Here is an 18,754-nt window from a genome sequence, read left to right as displayed (position 1 = left end):
GTGGCTATTTCGGCTCTTGCGTCGTCGGTTGGCTGGCCGCACAACACACTCTATGAATGAAATAAGAGACCTTCCCAAAGTTTTAACCTCATCTCAGGATCATTTTCTGGATGGCCCCAAATTGGCTCCGGGTATTACGCGCTTTTGGCTGATCCGCCACGCATTGGTGGAAGAAAATGCCCGCATGTGCATGTACGGCGCAATGGATGTGCCGTTGTGCCCGGATAGCCTTATTGCGCAACGTCCCATGTATCGGGCACTGGCAGAACGCTTACCCAAGCCTGCGCATTGGCTTGTCAGCCCGTTATCCCGCACACAACGCACAGCACAAGCTGTGCAGGAAGCGGGGTATGGTCCTGCCAAGCTGACAGTGGAGCCAGATTTAATCGAGCAGAATCTGGGCTCATGGCAGGGGCTGCCTTATGAGGAGCTGCCACAGTATCTTAATCTTGCACCGCATCCATTCTGGGCTGTTGGGGCAACGGAATGCCCCCCCGAAGGTGAAAGCATGATTGATGTTTGCGCTCGCGTGGGCCGTTTGCTGGACAGGCTGGCAGAAAAATATGCGCAGCAAGATATTGTGGCGGTAACACATGGCGGTGTGGTGCGTGCGGCTTTGGCCCATGCCTTGCGGATTCATGCGGAAACGGCACTTCATTTTTCCGTGCAGAATCTGGCGTTGACCATTCTGGAACGTTTGGATGTAGGCTGGCGCGTTGTAACTGTTAATGAATTGCCCGGCGTATAAGCCGAGCCTAGCCAAATTTACTACGTAAAAGCCTACCATGCCGGGTTTACGTGGCGGTTTAACTTCCTATGTTTTGTGTATGAGCCATTACGGTATGGCCATTTCTTCCTGAAGGGTTGTCGTGCATGTCTTCTTCCTCTCAGCATCCGGGTGCTCTCGCCGTTACGGACCAGCTGTTTTTTCATCGTCCTGATGCACAACTGCATAAAGATGATGCGGAAAAGCTGACAAAAACGGCATTGGCCGGAATGGAGGATGGTGAACTTTTTCTGGAATACAGAGAAAGCGAAGGCATTGCTCTGGATGATGGCGTTATCCGTTCGGCATCCTTTAATACCAGCAGCGGGTTTGGCTTGCGTGCTGTATTGGAGGAAGAAACGGGTTTTGCTCATTCGGATGAGCTCAGCCGGTCTTCTTTGCTGCGAGCCGTAGATGCCGTAAGTGCTGTGCGTGCTGGGCGTTCTGGCCAGATGGCTGCACCGCCGCGGACGACCAACCAGCGGCTTTACACAGATGCCAATCCGCTAGGTGATAGCGATTTTGCAACACGTTCTGGCCTGCTTTCAAAAATAGATGCCTATGCACGGGGCAAAGATAGCCGCGTGGTGCAGGTTATGGCTTCTCTTTCGGGGGAATGGCAGGCTGTGCAGATCATGCGGGCCGATGGCACGCGCGCAGCAGATTTACGCCCCTTGGTGCGGCTGAATGTATCTGTTGTGGTGGAACATGATGGCAAGCGCGAAAGCGGAAGTTACGGGCTAGGCGGGCGGTATGAGATCAACCGCTTGCTGAATGAAGAAACATGGCAGGGCGCTGTGGACGAAGCTTTGCGGCAGGCATTGGTTGCGCTGGAAGCCCAGCCTGCGCCAGCCGGTGCTATGGAGGTAGTTCTAGGTGCTGGTTGGCCTGGCATTTTGCTGCATGAAGCTGTTGGCCACGGACTGGAAGGTGATTTCAACCGCAAAGGCACATCCGTATTTGCTGGGCGTATTGGCAAGCGTGTGGCATCCCCCGGCGTTACGGTGGTGGATGATGGATCTCTGCCCGATCGGCGCGGGAGCCTAACCATTGATGACGAAGGCACGCCCACAGGCCGCACGGTGTTGATTGAAGATGGTATTTTGCAGGGGTATCTACAGGATAGGCTGAATGCCCGCCTTATGGGTGTGACACCTACAGGGAATGGGCGTCGCCAGTCTTATGCACATATGCCCTTACCGCGCATGACCAACACCATCATGCAGCCCGGATCTTCTACTACGGAGGAAATGATTTCTTCTGTAAAGCGCGGCCTGTATGCAGTGCACTTTGGCGGAGGACAGGTGGATATTACCTCGGGTAAGTTCGTTTTTGCTGCATCTGAAGCTTATCTGATCGAAAATGGCCGCGTAACGGTCCCCGTAAAAGGTGCCACCCTGATTGGAAGCGGGGCAGAGGCTATGACACAGGTTTCCATGATTGGTGGTAATCTGGAACTGGACCCCGGTATTGGCACCTGCGGTAAAGCCGGGCAGGGCGTGCCTGTTGGGGTTGGCCAGCCCGCCCTTAAAATGACCGGCCTGACAGTGGGTGGTACGGCGTAAGGCTTTTTTCAGCCAAATGCTGTTGGGCTGAGTGTTTCTGTTCTCTGCTCTCTCATGCTAGAGCGTCTGTCTGCTGGTTCTGCCCTGCAGACAGGGGCCGGAGAGAAGGGACAGGATAAATGGTCGAGAACGGGTTTAAGAGTTCTTTCATGCGGGAAGCCGCTGCACGCGGCTTTATTTTCCAGTGCACGGATGCCGATGCGCTGGATGCGCTGATGGCAGAAAAATCCGTGGCGGCCTATATCGGGTTTGATCCTACGGCAGATAGCTTGCACGTGGGAAGCCTTATCCAGATTATGATGTTACGGTTGTTGCAAAAGCACGGCCACCGGCCAATAGCGCTGGTGGGTGGTGGCACAGCCCGTATTGGTGATCCCTCCTTCCGGGAAGAAGCCCGGCGGTTGATGACGGAAGATATCATCCAGACCAATTTGGCTGGTATTGAAGGCTGTTTGCGCCAGTTTCTTACCTTTGGTTCTGGTGCATCAGAAGCCGCGCTTGTGAATAATGCAGATTGGCTGGATAAGCTGGCTTATATTGATCTGCTGCGTGATGTGGGCGTGCATTTTTCCATCAATCGCATGCTGGCATTTGATTCCGTAAAAAATCGTCTTGAGCGTGAACAGGGGCTGACATTTCTGGAATTCAACTATTCCATTCTTCAGTCCTACGATTTCCGTGAACTGAATCGTCGCATGGATGTGGTGTTGCAGCTTGGTGGTTCAGACCAATGGGGCAACATTATTTCTGGCGTGGAACTGGTGCGCCGTACGGATCAGAAAAGCGTTATGGGGCTTACCACACCGCTGCTTACAACGGCATCTGGCGCCAAAATGGGCAAAACAGCCAACGGTGCTGTGTGGCTTTCTGAAAAACGTTTGCCGGTGTTTGATTACTGGCAGTTCTGGCGGAATACGGAAGATGCGGATGTAGGCCGTTTTCTGCGTCTGTTTACTGAGTTGCCGCTTGAAGAATGCGCACGTCTGGAAGCCTTGCAGGGTGCCGAAATTAATGAAGCCAAGAAAGTTCTGGCAACAGAAGCAACAGCCTTGTGCCATGGGCGGAGTGCAGCTTTGGCTGCGGCAGAAGCCGCCCGTCAGACGTTTGAAGAAGGCCGCGTAGCTGCAGCAGATTTGCCGGTGCATGAAGTGGCAGAGGCCGATATGGCGGCAGGTATTCCGGTTTTTCGCCTGTTTGCAGAAGTAGGGTTGGTTAAAACAAATGGAGAGGCCCGACGTTTGGTACGTGGTGGCGGGGCGCGCCTGAATAATGATGTGATACAGGATGAAAATAAGCTGATCACGCAGCAGGATATGGTTGATGGAGCCATCAAACTTTCTGCTGGCAAAAAACACCATGTTCTGGTGAAGGTTGGGGTTTCAGCCTGATAAACCCATAAGGAGGCTACCGTGAAAAAACTGGCGTTAAAACTGTCTGCTCTGGGGTTGTTGTGCAGCCTGAGCGCATGCGGTGGCCCCTATTATGGCGATGGTGGCCTGTACTATCCTTACGGATATTCAGGGTATAGCCCCGTATATGATGATTATTATGGCTACGGCGTTTGGGGCGGCGGTGGCCGAGGCCCGCGCCCACGGCCGGGTTTTGGCCCTGGTGGTGGCGGAGGTGGTCGCCCACCAGGTGGAGGTCCCGGCGGGCCTGGAGGTGGCGGTCATCCCGGCGGTGGTCTTGGAGGCGGCGGCGGTCCGGGTGGTCATGGTGGTCCCGGCGGGGGCGGTCATGGTGGCGGTGGTCACCGATAATTTTGCCAAGGCAGCATGTTTCAAAGTTTGAAGGGTGCTGCCTTTTTTCCGGAAACGGTTTTTTTTGCGTACCTAATCAGTTCTGAACAGATGGGTTTTATCGTTTCTCTGCGCAGGGGCTGATGACGTGCTGTACCCTAAAAAAATTGCATATGTTATTAACTCGTTAGAAGGTGGTGGCACGGGCGCAATGGTGCCTTCCATTACCGGCTTCTTTCGGGCGCGTGGGTGTGATGTTGGCGTATTTGTGCTGACCCCGCGGGATAGACGGGCAGAACCTGCGCTTCAAGCAGCAGGGTTGGACATACATATCAGAGAAGGTGGAGAAAGCGATCACCTTCAGGCCTACTTATGGCTGCGCCGTAAATTGGTAGCGTGGCAGCCCACTCAGATTTGGACGTCCTTAACCCGTTCTACTCTGATCGGGCAGCAGGTTGGGCGCGGTTTAAGGGTTCCGGTTATCAGTTGGCAGCACAACGCGTTTTTGAAGCCGGGGAATATTCGTCTTTTACGGGCAGCCAAATCTCTTTCAAAATTGTGGGTGTGTGATTCGGAATGCGTGGCAGATATTACGCGCGAACGGCTTAAACTCCCTGCAAATAAAGTCATGTCTTGGCCGGTTTTTCAGGCTTCGCCGGATATTAAGCCTGCAAAGCCTTGGAAGCCGGGAGAGGTGATTCGCGCAGGCTCTCTTGGGCGGCTGCATATGGCCAAGGGATACGATATTCTATGCACAGCTTTTCAACGCCTTCAGGCCTATACATCCTTGCCAGCGTTTGAAGTGACGATAGCAGGAGAGGGACAAGAACGTGCCCATCTTGAACGGGTGGCAAAAGAATTAAAGCTGACGAATATTCGTTTTTCAGGCTTTGCGTCTTCATCCCAGAATTTTTTGCATAACCAGCATCTTTATCTTCAGCCATCGCGGCGGGAAGGATTCTGCATTGCTATGCATGAGGCTATGCAGGCAGGCTTACCCGTAATTGGCAGTGATGTGGGGGAAATGGATCGGTCTATTGTAGAAAACGTAACTGGGTGGAAGGTGCAACCAGAAGACCCAATTATGCTGGCCGATACATTGGCAGCAGTTCTTGCGCAGCCAGAGAGGCTTTCTGACGTTGGTCAGAATGCCAGACAATTTGTGTTGGAAAAATTCAGCAAGGAAAAATTTTGTGAAAATGGTGATGCCATCTTCCGGCATCTGGCAAGGCAGATTTAAAATGCCTCAAGCACAGCAGGCAGACCTGGGCATATAAAGTGGCAACCACATTTCTGTTTTGCACAACGCAGCACAAAAAAGCGATTCTTACAAAATGTAGAGGAAAGACTGGTGCTGCTGGACAGGATTGAACTGTCGACCTCTCCCTTACCAAGGAAGCAACGGAATCAGAAAACATTATTTTAATCAGTAACTTACAGAACACGAAAGCATACTGTGCTAGGACTATGCTAGATTTTCAAGAGCTTTTTTGTGTTATGTGCTACGGCGTGTCGTCAGTTAAGCAGGATGATGATTGAGGCGAACTGCACGGCTGCGAGGAAGGTCGATTTCAGTTTATCGTAGCGGGTTGCGATAGCGCGAAACTGCTTGAGTTTATTGAAGAACCTCTCAACAAGGTTCCGTTCGCGGTAGAGAGAAAAATCGGTTTTCCGTCGTGTCGTTCTGTTGCGTTTTGGCGGGATGACCGGGGTAATCCCGCGCTGTATCAGCCGATCGATCAACCTGTCCGCGTCATACGCCTTGTCAGCAAGGAAAGCATCCGGTTCGATGTTTTCCAGAAGTGGTTCTGCCTGGGTGATATCGGCATCCTGTCCCGGTGTGATGCCGAGTTCCACTGGATTGCCCAGAGCGTCGCAGATGGCATGGATCTTTGTAGTTAGCCCGCCTCGTGATCGTCCGATGGCCTGATCCGTGCCCCTTTTTTGAGAGCTCCGGCACTATGCTGATGCGCTCGGACAATTGTGCTGTCGATCATCATGTATTCGTTGTCGTAATCAGCGGCCAGATAACGAAATATCCGCGTCGATGACGCCGCTTTCACACCAGCGGCGCAGACGCCGGTGCACGTTTTTCCAGTCACCGAAACGGGCAGGAAGGTCGCGCCATGGAATACCCGCGCGATAGCGATACAGCACCGCCTCCACGAACAGACGGTTGTTCACCGCAGTGCCGCCGACATAGCCTTCTCGACCAGGAAGAAGATCCTTTATCCGCTCCCACTGGTCATCGCGTAAACTATAGCGCCGCATCTGTCTGTCTCCCCAAAAAAACAGGAAAACAGTCAGCACACGCAGACACAAAGTACAACCCTCACGTGCCACTCTCAGGGCTTAACTGACGACACGCCGTAGAGGGGTGAAAACTTTTTGACGTTTTTTGCGAACGCCCATTCTAGGCTCAGGACTCATAGCCAGAACAAGACGGTTGCGGCGAGGCAGACTGCGGAGAAGAAGACGGTCGGGCATCTGTCATAGCGTGTTGCGACCCGTCTCCAGTCCTTGAGCCTGCCGAACATGATCTCGATACGGTTGCGTCTTTTGTATTTCCGTTTGTCGTATTTGACCGGTTTTGCGCGAGATTTTCGACCAGGAATACAGGGTTTGATCCCTTTCTCCTCCAGGGCCTCTCTGAACCAGTCAGCGTCGTAGCCCCGGTCTGCCAGCATCCATTCGGCTGATGGGAGACTGTCCAGAAGGGCAGCGGCACCAGTATAATCACTGATCTGACCTGCTGTCATGAAGAAGTCGAGCGGACGTCCGTTCCGGTCAGTGACAGCATGCAGCTTCGTATTCATCCCGCCTTTGGTCCGCCCGATCAAACGGCCTGGGCCCCCTTTTTTAACCGCAGGCTCGAAGCCGTGCGATGGGCCTTGAGATAGGTCGCATCAATCATGATTGTCTGAGGCTCTGCCTTGCCAGTAGCCAATCCCACCATCATGCGGATGAAGATCCCCATAGCACTCCAGCGCTTCCAGCGGTTGTAGAGCGTCTTGTGTGGACCGTATTCCCGGGGGGGCATCACGCCAGCGCAGACCATTTCTGTTCACGAAAATGATCCCACTCAACACACGACGGTCATCAACGCGAGGTTTGCCATGGCTCTTCGGGAAAAAGGGCCGCAGACGATCCATCTGTTCCTCGGTCAGCCAATACAGGTCACTCATCTTCAGTCTCCTCACAGAGGCTGAATCAGATTTCCGCAATCAAATCAATGGGTCCTGAGCCTAGTGTCTCTGCTAGCTTACGATCACTTGTGCCTAGTGATTTGCGGATTTGTCCTTGCCCTGGAATCGAAAAACGAATCGACCAGTTAGCAGAACCCTTCTGTTGAAACACATTATATGGTGCGGAAGCTAAGCTAGGACTATGCTTATTCACCCCAAAAATCCTTAGTTTTCGGTGACTATGCTAGGGTTATGCTAGCAGTCACAGACATTGCCAGATTCTGCAAGTCATTGAAAAACAAGGAAGACTGGTGCTGCTGGACAGGATTGAACTGTCGACCTCTCCCTTACCAAGGGAGTGCTCTACCACTGAGCTACAGCAGCGTAGTCTGCGGGCGTTCTAGCTGTTCGCGCGGAACGCCGCAAGACCAGATACGGTAAAAAAGACGAAAAAATTAATCGTCCCGGTGGGTTTTTTCCATGCGCTCGTGCTGTTCCTGCGCTTCAATGGAAAGCGTGGCAATTGGGCGTGCTTCCAGCCGTTTCAGGCCAATAGGCTCACCCGTTTCTTCACAGTAACCATATGTGCCGTTTTCAACCCGCTGCAAAGCAAGGTTGATTTTGCCAATCAGCTTGCGGGCGCGGTCTCGCGTACGCAGTTCCAGTGCGCGGTCAGTTTCCACGCTGGCACGGTCAGTAATGTCAGCTTCATGGATGCCGCCTTCGGAAAGGCTGGCAAGCGTATCTCCTGCTTCTTTGAGAAGGTAGGCGCGCCATTTAAGCAATTTCTGCCGGAAGTACTCCGTCTGAAGGGGATTCATGAACTCTTCATCTTCAGAGGGGCGATAATCTGGCGGTAAGGTAATCATGTCTGTCGTCAGCCTTTGCAATGACAGGCAGCCTGCCTTGAAAGAATGACGCGGCTTATAGCGGCATCCCGCTCACCCGCCAACAATTTTATGAGGCAAAAACGCAGAAAAAAGACAAAGGATAAAGTAAGAGTAAGAAAAGACTACATTTAAAATGAGTAATGAAAAAATATTTTAAGAAAGTTCCCTGTTTTATAAACACTTTCTTAGAGCCCTTTTGGAAATTCACGGATGAGCGTTTCGGCGTAGCATGAGGCTTCCCATGGCGATGTGGATCATGGCCTCTGCGACGTCGATCCGCTGTTCGTAGTCCTTCACAAGGCGACGCCAGCGGATCATCCAACCGAAGGTCCGTTCCACAACCCACCGACGCGGCAGGATTTCAAACCCTTTTGCTGTCTCTGACCGCCGGATGATCTCGACTGTGAAGTCGAGAAAAGTGGCCTTATCCATCAACTGGAGGCGGTCATAGGCTCCATCGGCAAACAGGTGCTTCACCCAAGGCCAGCGTTTGCGAATGGCATCAAGGATCATCTGTCCTCCTGCACTGTCCGAAATATCGGCTGTTGTCAGCTGGACCAGGAGAAGGCGGCCATCCGTATCAACTGCGATGTGACGTTTCCGACCGACGATCTTCTTGCCTGCGTCATAACCACGTGTCTTTGCGTGGGGTGCCTTGATACTCTGGCTATCAATGACACCACCCGATGGACTGGTTTCGCGTCCTGCCGCTTCACGATCGAGCATCAGACAGACATCATGAATGGTCTGGAACAGGAAACGGCGCATCAGCCTGCGGAACCACCAGTAAACCGTTTGCCATGGGCCAAAATGAACCGGAAGCATCTCCCAACCGCAGCCTGAGCGCACGAGATAGCGCAGAGCATTGATGATCTCACGGAAATCGGTTGTCCGTTTCCGACCACGCCGGTTCGCAGGGGGCATCAGAGGCGCTATGCGCTCCCATTCCTCATCTGTCAGATCAGACGGATAGCGTTTCGTCTTGCGTGTAATTCCGGCCATGCGGCCTCGTTGTGCTGGCGTCCACATCCTGCCTTTGAATCACGCTCAAAACCTCTTGAAAACCTATCATAGCGAATTTCCAAAAGGGCTCTTACGGCGTGTCGTCAGTTAAGTCCTGAGAGTGGCACGTGAGGGTTGTACTTTGTGTCTGCGTGTGCTGACTGTTTTCCTGTTTTTTTGGGGAGACAGACAGATGCGGCGCTATAGTTTACGCGATGACCAGTGGGAGCGGATAAAGGATCTTCTTCCTGGTCGAGAAGGCTATGTCGGCGGCACTGCGGTGAACAACCGTCTGTTCGTGGAGGCGGTGCTGTATCGCTATCGCGCGGGTATTCCATGGCGCGACCTTCCTGCCCGTTTCGGTGACTGGAAAAACGTGCACCGGCGTCTGCGCCGCTGGTGTGAAAGCGGCGTCATCGACGCGGAAATCTCACGGAAGGGTTGTACATCGGGTTAGATTATGAAAAAGTCTGTTTTGCACAAAAGAAATTTTCGTAAGCTATAAGAAAACCCGATGCAGACAGAGTGTAGCGCAGGCGCGTATGAGTTTCCAGCCTCCTGTGGACGGCGTGTTGTGGCCCGTTTTGACGGGGGTCGCATGAGTTCGGATGGGGGCGTCATTCTGGTGAAGCAGGCTGATGACATTCTGGGGCTCAGCCGCCGCTTTGCTGCCTGTTTTCGCGATAAGCGGCATCCTGCCTTTGTGGAATACCGGGTTGAAGACCTTGTCCGTCAGCGGATCATGGGCCTGGCACTGGGCTATGAAGACCTTAATGACCATGACGCTTTACGTCATGATCCTGTCATGGGTCTGGTATCGGGACGTCTGTCAGGAAGCCGGGCCAACTGTGCGGCACTGGCAGGAAAATCCACGCTGAACCGGCTAGAGCGCAGTGGGCACAAGGCAGATCGTTACTGTCGGATCATTGCTGATCATGAGGCCCTGGCTACCCTGTTCGTCACGCTCTTCCTTGACCAGCATGAGCACGCACCCGCCCGGATCGTTCTGGATGTGGATGCCACCGATGATCGTATCCATGGCCATCAGGAAGGCCGGGCCTTTCATGGATATTACGGCCATAACTGCTATCTTCCCCTGTATGTCTTCTGCGGGGACCATCTCCTCAGCGCTACCCTGCGCACGGCAGACAGGGACCCGGGGAAGGAAGCACTGGCAGACATCCGCCGGATCGTGGAGCAGATCAGGAGCCGCTGGCCCCGGGTGCGTATCCTGGTGCGTGGGGACAGCGGTTTCGCCCGGGACAGTCTGATGACATGGTGCGAAGACAACCACGTTGACTTCCTGTTTGGGCTTGCAGGCAACACCCGCCTGTATGACCGGATTGCCTCTTTGTCCGCTGAGGTTCGTGACGAAGCCGCCACGACAGGCAGAGCGGCGCGCGGTTTCGCCTCCTTTGACTGGATCACAAAGGACAGCTGGACGCACCGCAGGCGGGTCGTGGCCAAGGCCGAATGGCGCCACGGCAACCGCTATCATCGCTTTATTGTCACCACGCTACCGCAGGGAATGTCCGACCCCCGCCATCTCTACGAACAGATTTACTGCGCACGCGGGGATATGGAAAACCGCATCAAGGAATGCCAGATGGATCTGTTCTCAGACAGGACCTCGTCCCACACCATCCGGGCCAACCAGCTCCGGCTGTGGTTCTCGGCCGCAGCCTATGTCCTGCTCACCGCTCTGCAAAAGATGGCCCTTGGCCAGACCAGCCTGGAGACGGCGACCTGTGGCACCATACGCGCACGACTGCTCAAAATCGCGACACGTGTAACGCTCAGCGTCCGTCGGATTGTCCTGTCCATGCCGGACATGTTCCCCTGTCAGCATGAATTCGCCCTCGCTCATGCACGATTGCGAAGGCTCCGGCAGGCCATCTGAAGAAACAGACAGTGCACAGACCACATAGCTTCCACCAACACTGCCTTCTCAGGCCGTGACACCCTCACTGCGTTCAGAACCCGCCGCCAGAAGCAGAATATCGTCAATATTCCAGATCGGGCTCCTGTGGGATGACTGAACTCTACAAAATGACCTGAAATTGCCTCAAGTGTGAGATGGGGTGGTTGCCGTCCTCCCCGCACGGCATCGCAATGTGCCAGAATGGTCGTTGGAAGAAACGACTGCGCGAAAGGACGGCAGATGAAGGATACAGTGATAGGCGTTGATCTGGCAAAGAACATTTTCCAGGTTCATGGAGCTTCGCGTGCGGGCGAGGTGATGTTTCGCAAAAAGCTGCGTCGTCAGCAGTTTATGCAGTTCATGGCCACGCAGCCGCCTGCTCTGGTCGTTCTTGAAGCGTGCGGGAGCGCGCATTACTGGGCTCGCGAACTGGCAGGAGCTGGTCACGAGGTCAGACTGATCGCTCCGCAGTATGTGAAGCCTTTCGTGAAGCGCCAGAAGAACGATGCTGCTGATGCGGAAGCGATTGTCATTGCGGCCCGTCAGCCGGAAATGCGCTTTGTCGAACCACGCACTGAAGCGCAGCAGGCGCGTGGCGTTCTTTTCCGGGCCCGGCAGCGTCTGGTGCACCAGCGCACGGAACTGGTGAATGCCCTGCGTGCCGTTCTGTATGAATTCGGTCTCGTCGTGCCACAGGGGATTGCGCATATCAGACACATTGAAGCCATGCTGGATGAGGCGGTTCTGCCAGAGGCTGTGAAGCAGGAATGCCTTGATCCGCTGCGACAGATTTCGGAGCAGAGTGTGCGGATTGATGTCAGAACAAAGAAGATCAGGATGCTTGCCCAGGAAAGTGAAAACACCTGCAGATTGCAGAGCATGCCTGGAGTGGGTCCTCTGACCGCTCTTGCGATTGAAGCTTTTGCGCCTGACCTGCAGAGCTTCCGGCGCGGGCGCGACTTTGCTGCGTGGCTGGGGCTGGTGCCCCGTCAGTTCTCATCTGGCGGAAAGGAAAGGCTGGGGAAGATATCAAAAGCCGGGCAGGCTGATATCCGCAGGCTTCTCATCATGGGCGCCATGACCCAGGTGAACTGGGCCAGCCGTAAGGCCCCTGCACCGGGAAGCTGGCTGGCACGGATGCTGGCCCGCAAGCCCCGTATGCTGGTAGCCATTGCGCTGGCCAACAGGATGGCACGAGCCATCTGGGCCATGGCAACAAAACAGGAGGATTATCGGGATCCGGCCCTGTCCGTGGCAGCCTGAGCGATGGCTCGGCTCCCGCGGATGGAACCGGTAGGGGTGTGAGAGGGCGATGACCTGAATGGGCGCATGATCGTCTGATCCGGATCGGAAAAACCAGTGGATTTCTCTGTGCTTTAAAGCACGCCTGTGAGATTTGGATCTGATCCGCTGATCACCATACTGGCCAGTGGCTTCTGAAAGGCCACATCAACAGGCCTTACAGAAGACCGCACACGATCACACGTCAATATGGGTCAGAAAACTCTTGCATAACGGACGGCAACCATATGTGGACGGCTCCCCCTTATGTGGACGGCTCCCCCTTGCAAGGGGCTAGGCAAGAAAATGATCGGATCTTTGCTTCCATATGTCCGGCCTGTTGATGCGGCCATAGGGTCGCTGGCCAAGATGGCTTCCGCAGCGTGAGCCCCAAACACAGAAGCGGTCTTTGATGACCACTGGTTGCCACGGGTTTTCTCACGCCATGGATCGATCGATCACACCATCTGCTCTATTACTTGCAAGCCACGACCTCAGCTCGGCACGAGAGCGTCAAATGTCAGCGCATCGTGCCAGGCTAAGCTCAAACAGCAGCTGCGCCGGGTTGCTGCAGAAGGCGCTTATAGTGTTCGCCGCTGACCATCAGTTTCCAGGCAATCCGCGCAATCTTATTGGCAAGGGCCACCGCTGCGAGTTTCGGTTTTTTGCGCTCCAGCAATTCACGTAACCAAGATGAGGCATTCTTCCCATTGGTCCGCCGGGCATGCGACACGACTGCGGTCGCGCCAACCACCAGCGTGCTTCGCAAGACCTCATCGCCAGCGCGTGTGATTCTGCCAAGCCTTGTTTTTCCACCGGTTGAGTGATCCCTGGGCGTCAATCCGATCCAGGCCGCAAAGGCTCGACCCGATTTGAACAGATGCGGATCAGGCGTTTTCATCATCAGCAGCGCTGCGCCGATCGGGCCAACGCCCGGAATTTTCGCAAGACGCTGACTGCATTCGTTGGCGCGGTGCCATGCCATCACCTTGCCCTCAAGCTGTTCGATTTCACCTTGCAATTCAGCATATTCCTTTGCGTGAAGGGCAAACAACTCGCGCGTCAATGTGGGCAGGCTTTCGTCCGCAGCGATCCGATCAAGGAGTGCCTCAATCCGGCACATGCCTTTGGGCGCCGTGATCCCAAACTCGGCAGCATATCCCCGGATCGTATTGGCGAGCTGTGTGCGGTTCCGGATAAGTCGTGCCCGCATTCCAATCAGCATCAACGCTGCCTGCTCTTCCTCGCTCTTGAGCGGGACGAACCGCATTGTAGGCCGACTCATCGCTTCACAGAGGGCTTCCGCGTCGGCGGCATCGTTTTTCCCGCGCTTGACATAAGGCTTCACGAGCTGCGGCGCGATCAGCTTCACTGTGTGTCCCAGACACGAGAGCACCCGCCCCCAGTAATGGGAGGCGCCACAGGCCTCAATCGCGATTTCAATCGGGGGCAGTTTCTCAAAAAACTTTACCATCTCCCGGCGGGATAGCTTCCTGCGCAAAACAGGCTGCTCCTTCGCGTTTACACCGTGCAATTGGAAAACACTTTTTGACGTGTCCATGCCAATACGGATAATTTGTTCCATGGGTGGCCTCCTCTGTGAATTCTGCAACGACTTCACCTTGGCACATCGCGATGCCGTTGGGAGCCGTCCACCCCATCACAGAAGAAATCCGCGTCGATGACGCCGCTTTCACACCAGCGGCGCAGACGCCGGTGCACGTTTTTCCAGTCACCGAAACGGGCAGGAAGGTCGCGCCATGGAATACCCGCGCGATAGCGATACAGCACCGCCTCCACGAACAGACGGTTGTTCACCGCAGTGCCGCCGACATAGCCTTCTCGACCAGGAAGAAGATCCTTTATCCGCTCCCACTGGTCATCGCGTAAACTATAGCGCCGCATCTGTCTGTCTCCCCAAAAAAACGGGAAAACAGTCAGCACACGCAGACACAAAGTACAACCCTCACGTGCCACTCTCAGGGCTTAACTGACGACACGCCGTACAAATACGTGATGCCTAGTGCCCCGCATGGCAGCGCCACCGATCGTTGGAGCATGTCGTTCACCACTGGCACACGATTCCAGCCCGACGGTCGAAGCGACGAGAGATTGCCAATCCTGTTTGTGCGGTTCGACAAAGGCGCTAAACACGTCGCCCGTCAGCCGATTACAGTCGGGTCGTTACTGGAAATGCGCGCGTTCGGAGTTGAGTTCGGCGCCTTCACGCTGTGGAACAAAACCCGCCCCGCCGATGAAGCCGTGGTGTCTAAGGCGATCCGCTCACGGGATACAATGGCATTCCTTTACGATCCGTCGATGACAACCTACTCAGTTTCATCCCATGTTGCCGCTTATGCCCTTGGGAGTTCAGATGTGGTTGCCATGACTGATGCCGGCTTCAAGGTGGCGGACATTGCGCTCAACCTGACGGCGAACGCCTTCAACAAACTGGTACATCCGCCAGCAATGGGCACCAATTTGCCGCGAGAACGACTGCGTGGATTTCGTGTTCAGCGTGATCGCGGCTATGCGTTTACGACATTATTGTTCCACCTTCGCGGGTTGGTTACCGATGTCGCTTCAGAGGCGGCGATCCAGACTGCACTGACTCGCGCGGGATTACGCCCGCTAGACGAACTTCTGGCGCAAGCGCGCGTAGCGATCGAGCGCAAGCGCAAGACTGAGCTGTTATCACCTGAGCTTCGCGTCATCCGGGAACGGCTAGTCGATGCGGGGTTGACCGTGCTCTACCGACGCAACTTCGATGAGCTACGGATGTGGCCGGCGCCGCTAATTGCACCGGGTCCACTGGTAATGACAGGCGAGGATTGCGCCGAGTTTCATGTCAGCACCCCCACGCTGAGTGTTGAGCAGACCTGCTTCTTACATGACTGCTATTCGCGCTTGCGCGATCAGACGAAGCTCGCGTTGCGAGCCGCCCGCGGCTTTGAATTCGGCTGGTCTGACTATGTTTACTGACCGCCGTCAGAACAGATATTCAGAGTTTCAGATCGGGGCGTCGGAAGCCAATTGTTAGTTCAATTCGTCTGAGGCATGCGCGAATGAATGCCCGCTTTCGGTCATGCCTTCTCGATAACTGACCTTCCGCTCCCCCCCCCCCCCCATATCTGCCGCATCAGCGTGTGAGGAGCAGTTCTGCCATATTGTCTAGCCGTACCTTATGTCGCTCCCAGTCGGGCATAACGCGTTCAAGGAGTGCCCAGAAGGCAGGGCTATGGTTGCGTTCTTTGAGGTGGCACAGTTCATGCAAAAGCACATAGTCAATGCAGTCTCTTGGCGCTTTGACCGGATGGGGGTTGAGTGTAATGGTGCCGCCTGGTGAACAATTACCCCATTGGGTTTGCATAACCTGAAGTTTTAGGGCCGGGATCTGTGTAACCCACAATGTGGAGGGCAGTAAGGCTTGCAGCCGTGCCTGAAACACCTGTTGTGCCCGCTTAAAATACCAAAGCTCTAATAGCTTTTGAATACGTAAGGGGTGGGGCTCTTGCACGCAAACGTCTAGCCGCCCACGCAGCATACGCACGGTTTCTGGGGTGTTAGGCTGATGGTGCACTTTAAGCAGATGCCGTCGCCCGAGATAGAAATGGCTCTCGCCACTCACATAAGCGCGTGGTGTGGCCTGTTCCTGCACAGCACGGAAGTCACGCAGTTTTTGCCATATCCAGCGGGTTTTCTGGTGTAACGCCTGCTCTAGAGCAGTGTCAGAGGTTCCCTCAGGTACAAAAGCCTGCACGCTCAGGTCTGGGTAGACTTTAAGGCGTAGTGTTGAGCCAAGGCGGGGGCGTGGCAACAACTCCACACGGATAGTGTCTCCCCCATAGGTTAAAATGCGCTCTGCCATGCTCAGCCGCGTAAGGTATCAGCAGGGCCTGCCCGCATAATCTGAATAACCTGTGTGGTAATTTCGGTAATTTTATCCAGACCAAATCCTATTTTTTGCCCAACAGGAAAAAGAAGGGAGATGAGCGCCAGTGTAACAGTTTTTTCCATGTCCGGACGGCTCAGAGAGTTTTCCCGCACGGCTTTGCTGACAATGCTGTCAATTTGAAAGGCCAGATCAATCCAGCTTTGCTGCTCTTCTTCTGTTTGTTTATGGTTAAAAATTGCTGCAAAGGTTTTGAGGAACACCCCATAGTAAGCCTGTGCATGGCGGTGGCCTTCAAAAATTGCCGGAATAGTATCGAGTTTGCGTTCTGTAACCTGTTCCTCAAACTCCTTAAACAGCATGAGTTGCTTTAAAGGGTGGTCAAACAGGCTTTCTGCTTCTTCAATAACCTTGCGCAGCAGGGCGGAGAAGGCCTCTTTGGCATAGGGGTCATCCTGCATCTCATGGTCAATAACCTTTGTAATGCGGGTGCGAATAAGGTCTGTCTCGTTACGGGTTTTTTCTTCTGTCCAGTTTTCTGGTTTTTCGTCTTCAGGTTTTTGGCCCATTTTGCCAACAGCATACAGGCCGCCAGACTCATGCACTTTTACGCCTGCCACATGCCGGTCGAGCAGTTTTTTAACCTGTTCGGCATAGTGGTCAAAGTCTACGGTCTCACCTGTATCTTGCAGCACCATCTGGCGCAGGCTGGTAAGTTGTTTGAGTGTTTCTTTGTAGGTGGTGCGGTCTGGTTCGGTAAAGCTGGTATCTGCAAAAAATGCCACGGATTGCAGGGCAACTTTTAGGCAGGCGGCAAACTTTGTGAGTGCCTCATAGAAGTCATCCCGGCGTTTGAGGTTTACGTCCACCATCTGGCCGTGTTCTTCCACCATACGCGGCATCAGCACGGTACGCAGCTGCTCGGGGTCGCTTTTGTTCTTTACGCCGTCAAATATGGCCCAGAGGGCTTTGTGTAGGGCAGGGAGTTCCCGGTATTCTGTGCTCATTTGGCTATACAGCCCGGCAATGTCTTTGGGGTCATACCCACCAACATTTTCAGCGGCCAGTTCGTCATAGCGGGCCAGTGTGGTGTCCAGCTCTGCTAAAATGCCGCGATAATCAATAAGCAGGCCATGCTTTTTCTGGTCGTGCAGGCGGTTTACGCGGGCAATGGCTTGCAGCAGGTTATGCTGCTTTAAAGGCTTGTCGATATAGAGCACGGCATTTTTGGGTTCGTCAAAACCCGTCAGCAGCTTATCAACAACAATAATCAGCTTGAGGTCGGGGTCTTTCTCAAAGCGGTCAATAACCCCGCGCGTGTAGTCGTCCTCGCTTTGGGTGCCGACATTGTTTTTCCACCATGTTTGAATTTCGGGCTGTTTGCGCTCGTCAACTTCTGTATGGCCTTCTCGCGTGTCGGGTGGGCTCATAACAATGGCGCTTTCAAAAAGCCCGACCTCATCCAGATACTGCTTGTAGCGTATGGCGGAGAGTTTGCTGTCACACGCCAACATGCCTTTGAGGTCTTTATCAATGTTATTATCAAAATGGGTGGCTAAATCCATGGCAATAAGTCGAATACGGTCATCGGCCTTGTAAACCTGGTTAGCACGGGCAAAGCGTTTTTTAAGGTCTGTTATTTGTTCTTCTGTTAGCCCCTGCGTAATGCGTTCAAACCAAGCATCAATAGCGCGGTCATTGACATCAAGGTCAGGCTTACGTTCTTCATACAGCAAGGGTGTTACCGTGCCGTCTGCTACCGCCTGCTGCATGGTGTAGGAGTGAACAATTTTACCAAAACGGTTGGTGGTCTCGCTACCTTTAAGCAGTGGTGTGCCAGTAAAGGCAATAAAGGCTGCATTGGGCAAAGCGTGCTTCATGCGGGCATGGTTTTCTCCGCCTTGGCTGCGGTGGCCTTCATCCACCAGCACAATAATGTCTGCACTGTCGTTATGGCATTCGGGCAGAGTGGTGGCGGTGTGGAACTTGTTGATGAGCGAGAAGATGATCCGCTCCTGCCCATGCCCGATCTGCTGCGCCAGACGGCGACCTGATGTGGCCAGTGCCTCTTCCTTGTCCTTCTTGTCCGCCAGTTCGCCGCCGATGGAGAAGGTCGTGCTCAACTGGCGTTCCAGATCCTTGCGGTCTGTCACCACCAGAATGCGGCATTGCTTGAGATCCTCATCCAGAATAAGGGCGCGGCTGAGGAACACCATGGTGAAGGACTTGCCCGACCCCGTGGTGTGCCAGACCACGCCGCCCTCACGTCCGCCATCGCTGCGGCGGGACTTGATGCGTTCCAACAGACGCTTGATGCCAAAGACCTGCTGATAGCGGGCCACGATCTTGCCCGCCTTGCGGTCGACCAGCGTGAAGAACCGCGCCATCTCCAGCAGACGCTCGGGCGAGAGTAGGCCGATCAGCAGCCGATCCTGATCCGTGACATGCAGCGGGCGGGAGGCCCAGTCCTCGAACCATATCCGGGCCGGGGGCTTTCGATCGGCAAACAGCGC

The 18,754-nt window shown here is 54.4% G+C and carries 13 protein-coding genes, 1 tRNA gene and 4 pseudogenes; 9 read left to right on the top strand and 9 right to left on the bottom strand.

What is annotated here, in order from left to right; genetic code table 11:
- Positions 1-52: 52 nt before the first annotated feature.
- The 5 genes from A4S02_RS11750 to A4S02_RS11730 all read left to right on the top strand — a co-directional run bounded on the left by A4S02_RS11750 (position 53) and on the right by A4S02_RS11730 (position 5,310).
- Positions 53-748 carry a histidine phosphatase family protein gene (locus A4S02_RS11750; RefSeq protein ID WP_070323879.1) on the top strand — a complete coding sequence of 232 codons (696 nt, stop codon included), beginning with the start codon at positions 53-55 and terminating at the stop codon, positions 746-748.
- Between the two features lie 125 nt (positions 749-873).
- Positions 874-2,331 carry a metalloprotease TldD gene (gene tldD, locus A4S02_RS11745; protein ID WP_070323878.1) on the top strand — a complete coding sequence of 486 codons (1,458 nt, stop codon included), beginning with the start codon at positions 874-876 and terminating at the stop codon, positions 2,329-2,331.
- A gap of 119 nt (positions 2,332-2,450) precedes the next feature.
- Entirely contained in the window at positions 2,451-3,719 is a 1,269-nt protein-coding gene (gene tyrS, locus A4S02_RS11740; protein ID WP_070323877.1) for a tyrosine--tRNA ligase, read from the top strand.
- 148 nt (positions 3,720-3,867) lie between these two features.
- Positions 3,868-4,122, top strand: a complete 255-nt coding sequence (locus A4S02_RS15960) for a hypothetical protein (protein WP_208858885.1) — start codon at positions 3,868-3,870, stop codon at positions 4,120-4,122.
- A 96-nt stretch (positions 4,123-4,218) separates the two neighbouring features.
- Positions 4,219-5,310 carry a glycosyltransferase family 4 protein gene (locus A4S02_RS11730; RefSeq protein WP_070323875.1) on the top strand — a complete coding sequence of 364 codons (1,092 nt, stop codon included), beginning with the start codon at positions 4,219-4,221 and terminating at the stop codon, positions 5,308-5,310.
- Positions 5,311-5,585: 275 nt separating this feature from the next.
- Here A4S02_RS11730 and A4S02_RS15345 read toward each other — a convergent pair.
- From A4S02_RS15345 to A4S02_RS11695, 5 genes and pseudogenes are all read right to left on the bottom strand, one after another.
- A pseudogene (locus A4S02_RS15345) lies at positions 5,586-6,341 on the bottom strand (IS5 family transposase).
- Positions 6,342-6,496: 155 nt separating this feature from the next.
- Positions 6,497-7,255, bottom strand: a pseudogene (locus tag A4S02_RS15340) (IS5 family transposase).
- Positions 7,256-7,564: 309 nt separating this feature from the next.
- A tRNA-Thr gene (locus A4S02_RS11705) sits at positions 7,565-7,639 on the bottom strand.
- Positions 7,640-7,710: 71 nt separating this feature from the next.
- Positions 7,711-8,124, bottom strand: coding sequence for an RNA polymerase-binding protein DksA (gene dksA / locus A4S02_RS11700; RefSeq protein ID WP_070323874.1), 414 nt, complete (start codon positions 8,122-8,124; stop codon positions 7,711-7,713).
- 225 nt (positions 8,125-8,349) lie between these two features.
- On the bottom strand, positions 8,350-9,174 hold the full coding sequence (locus A4S02_RS11695; RefSeq protein ID WP_011251455.1) for an IS5-like element IS12528 family transposase: 825 nt from the start codon (positions 9,172-9,174) through the stop codon (positions 8,350-8,352).
- A gap of 166 nt (positions 9,175-9,340) precedes the next feature.
- Here A4S02_RS11695 and A4S02_RS11690 point away from each other — a divergent pair.
- The 3 genes and pseudogenes from A4S02_RS11690 to A4S02_RS11680 form a co-directional block, all read left to right on the top strand.
- Positions 9,341-9,568 (top strand): annotated as a pseudogene (locus A4S02_RS11690) (transposase); the annotation flags it as partial.
- 93 nt (positions 9,569-9,661) lie between these two features.
- Positions 9,662-11,047, top strand: a complete 1,386-nt coding sequence (locus A4S02_RS11685; protein WP_082246824.1) for an IS1380-like element IS1380A family transposase — start codon at positions 9,662-9,664, stop codon at positions 11,045-11,047.
- A 261-nt stretch (positions 11,048-11,308) separates the two neighbouring features.
- Complete coding sequence (locus tag A4S02_RS11680) at positions 11,309-12,331, top strand: IS110 family RNA-guided transposase (protein ID WP_070323524.1); 1,023 nt, start codon at positions 11,309-11,311, stop codon at positions 12,329-12,331.
- Between the two features lie 562 nt (positions 12,332-12,893).
- Here A4S02_RS11680 and A4S02_RS11675 read toward each other — a convergent pair.
- Positions 12,894-13,934: an IS110 family RNA-guided transposase gene (locus A4S02_RS11675; RefSeq protein ID WP_012813095.1), complete on the bottom strand. Its 1,041-nt coding sequence runs from the start codon at positions 13,932-13,934 to the stop codon at positions 12,894-12,896.
- 83 nt (positions 13,935-14,017) lie between these two features.
- Positions 14,018-14,254 (bottom strand): annotated as a pseudogene (locus tag A4S02_RS15330) (transposase); the annotation flags it as partial.
- 153 nt (positions 14,255-14,407) lie between these two features.
- Between A4S02_RS15330 and A4S02_RS11665 the strand changes: the two are divergent.
- A complete protein-coding gene (locus A4S02_RS11665) occupies positions 14,408-15,331 on the top strand; it encodes a hypothetical protein (RefSeq protein ID WP_157885558.1) in 924 nt (307 codons plus the stop codon).
- A gap of 157 nt (positions 15,332-15,488) precedes the next feature.
- Here the strand turns inward: A4S02_RS11665 and A4S02_RS11660 are convergent, their stop codons facing one another.
- Together A4S02_RS11660 and A4S02_RS11655 are read right to left on the bottom strand one after the other, a co-directional pair.
- Positions 15,489-16,217 (bottom strand): M48 family metallopeptidase, encoded by a 729-nt coding sequence (locus A4S02_RS11660; protein WP_070323872.1) that lies wholly within the window; start codon positions 16,215-16,217, stop codon positions 15,489-15,491.
- A 2-nt stretch (positions 16,218-16,219) separates the two neighbouring features.
- The gene (locus A4S02_RS11655) at positions 16,220-18,628 is read right to left on the bottom strand and encodes a type I restriction endonuclease subunit R (protein ID WP_265733685.1); all 2,409 of its coding nucleotides are present in this window, start codon (positions 18,626-18,628) and stop codon (positions 16,220-16,222) included.
- Positions 18,629-18,754 lie beyond the last annotated feature (126 nt).

The organism is Acetobacter ascendens (genome assembly GCF_001766235.1).
Classification (GTDB): domain Bacteria; phylum Pseudomonadota; class Alphaproteobacteria; order Acetobacterales; family Acetobacteraceae; genus Acetobacter; species Acetobacter ascendens.
Note: the sequence above shows the minus strand (reverse complement) of the source record. Positions and strands in the feature narration are given on the sequence as shown.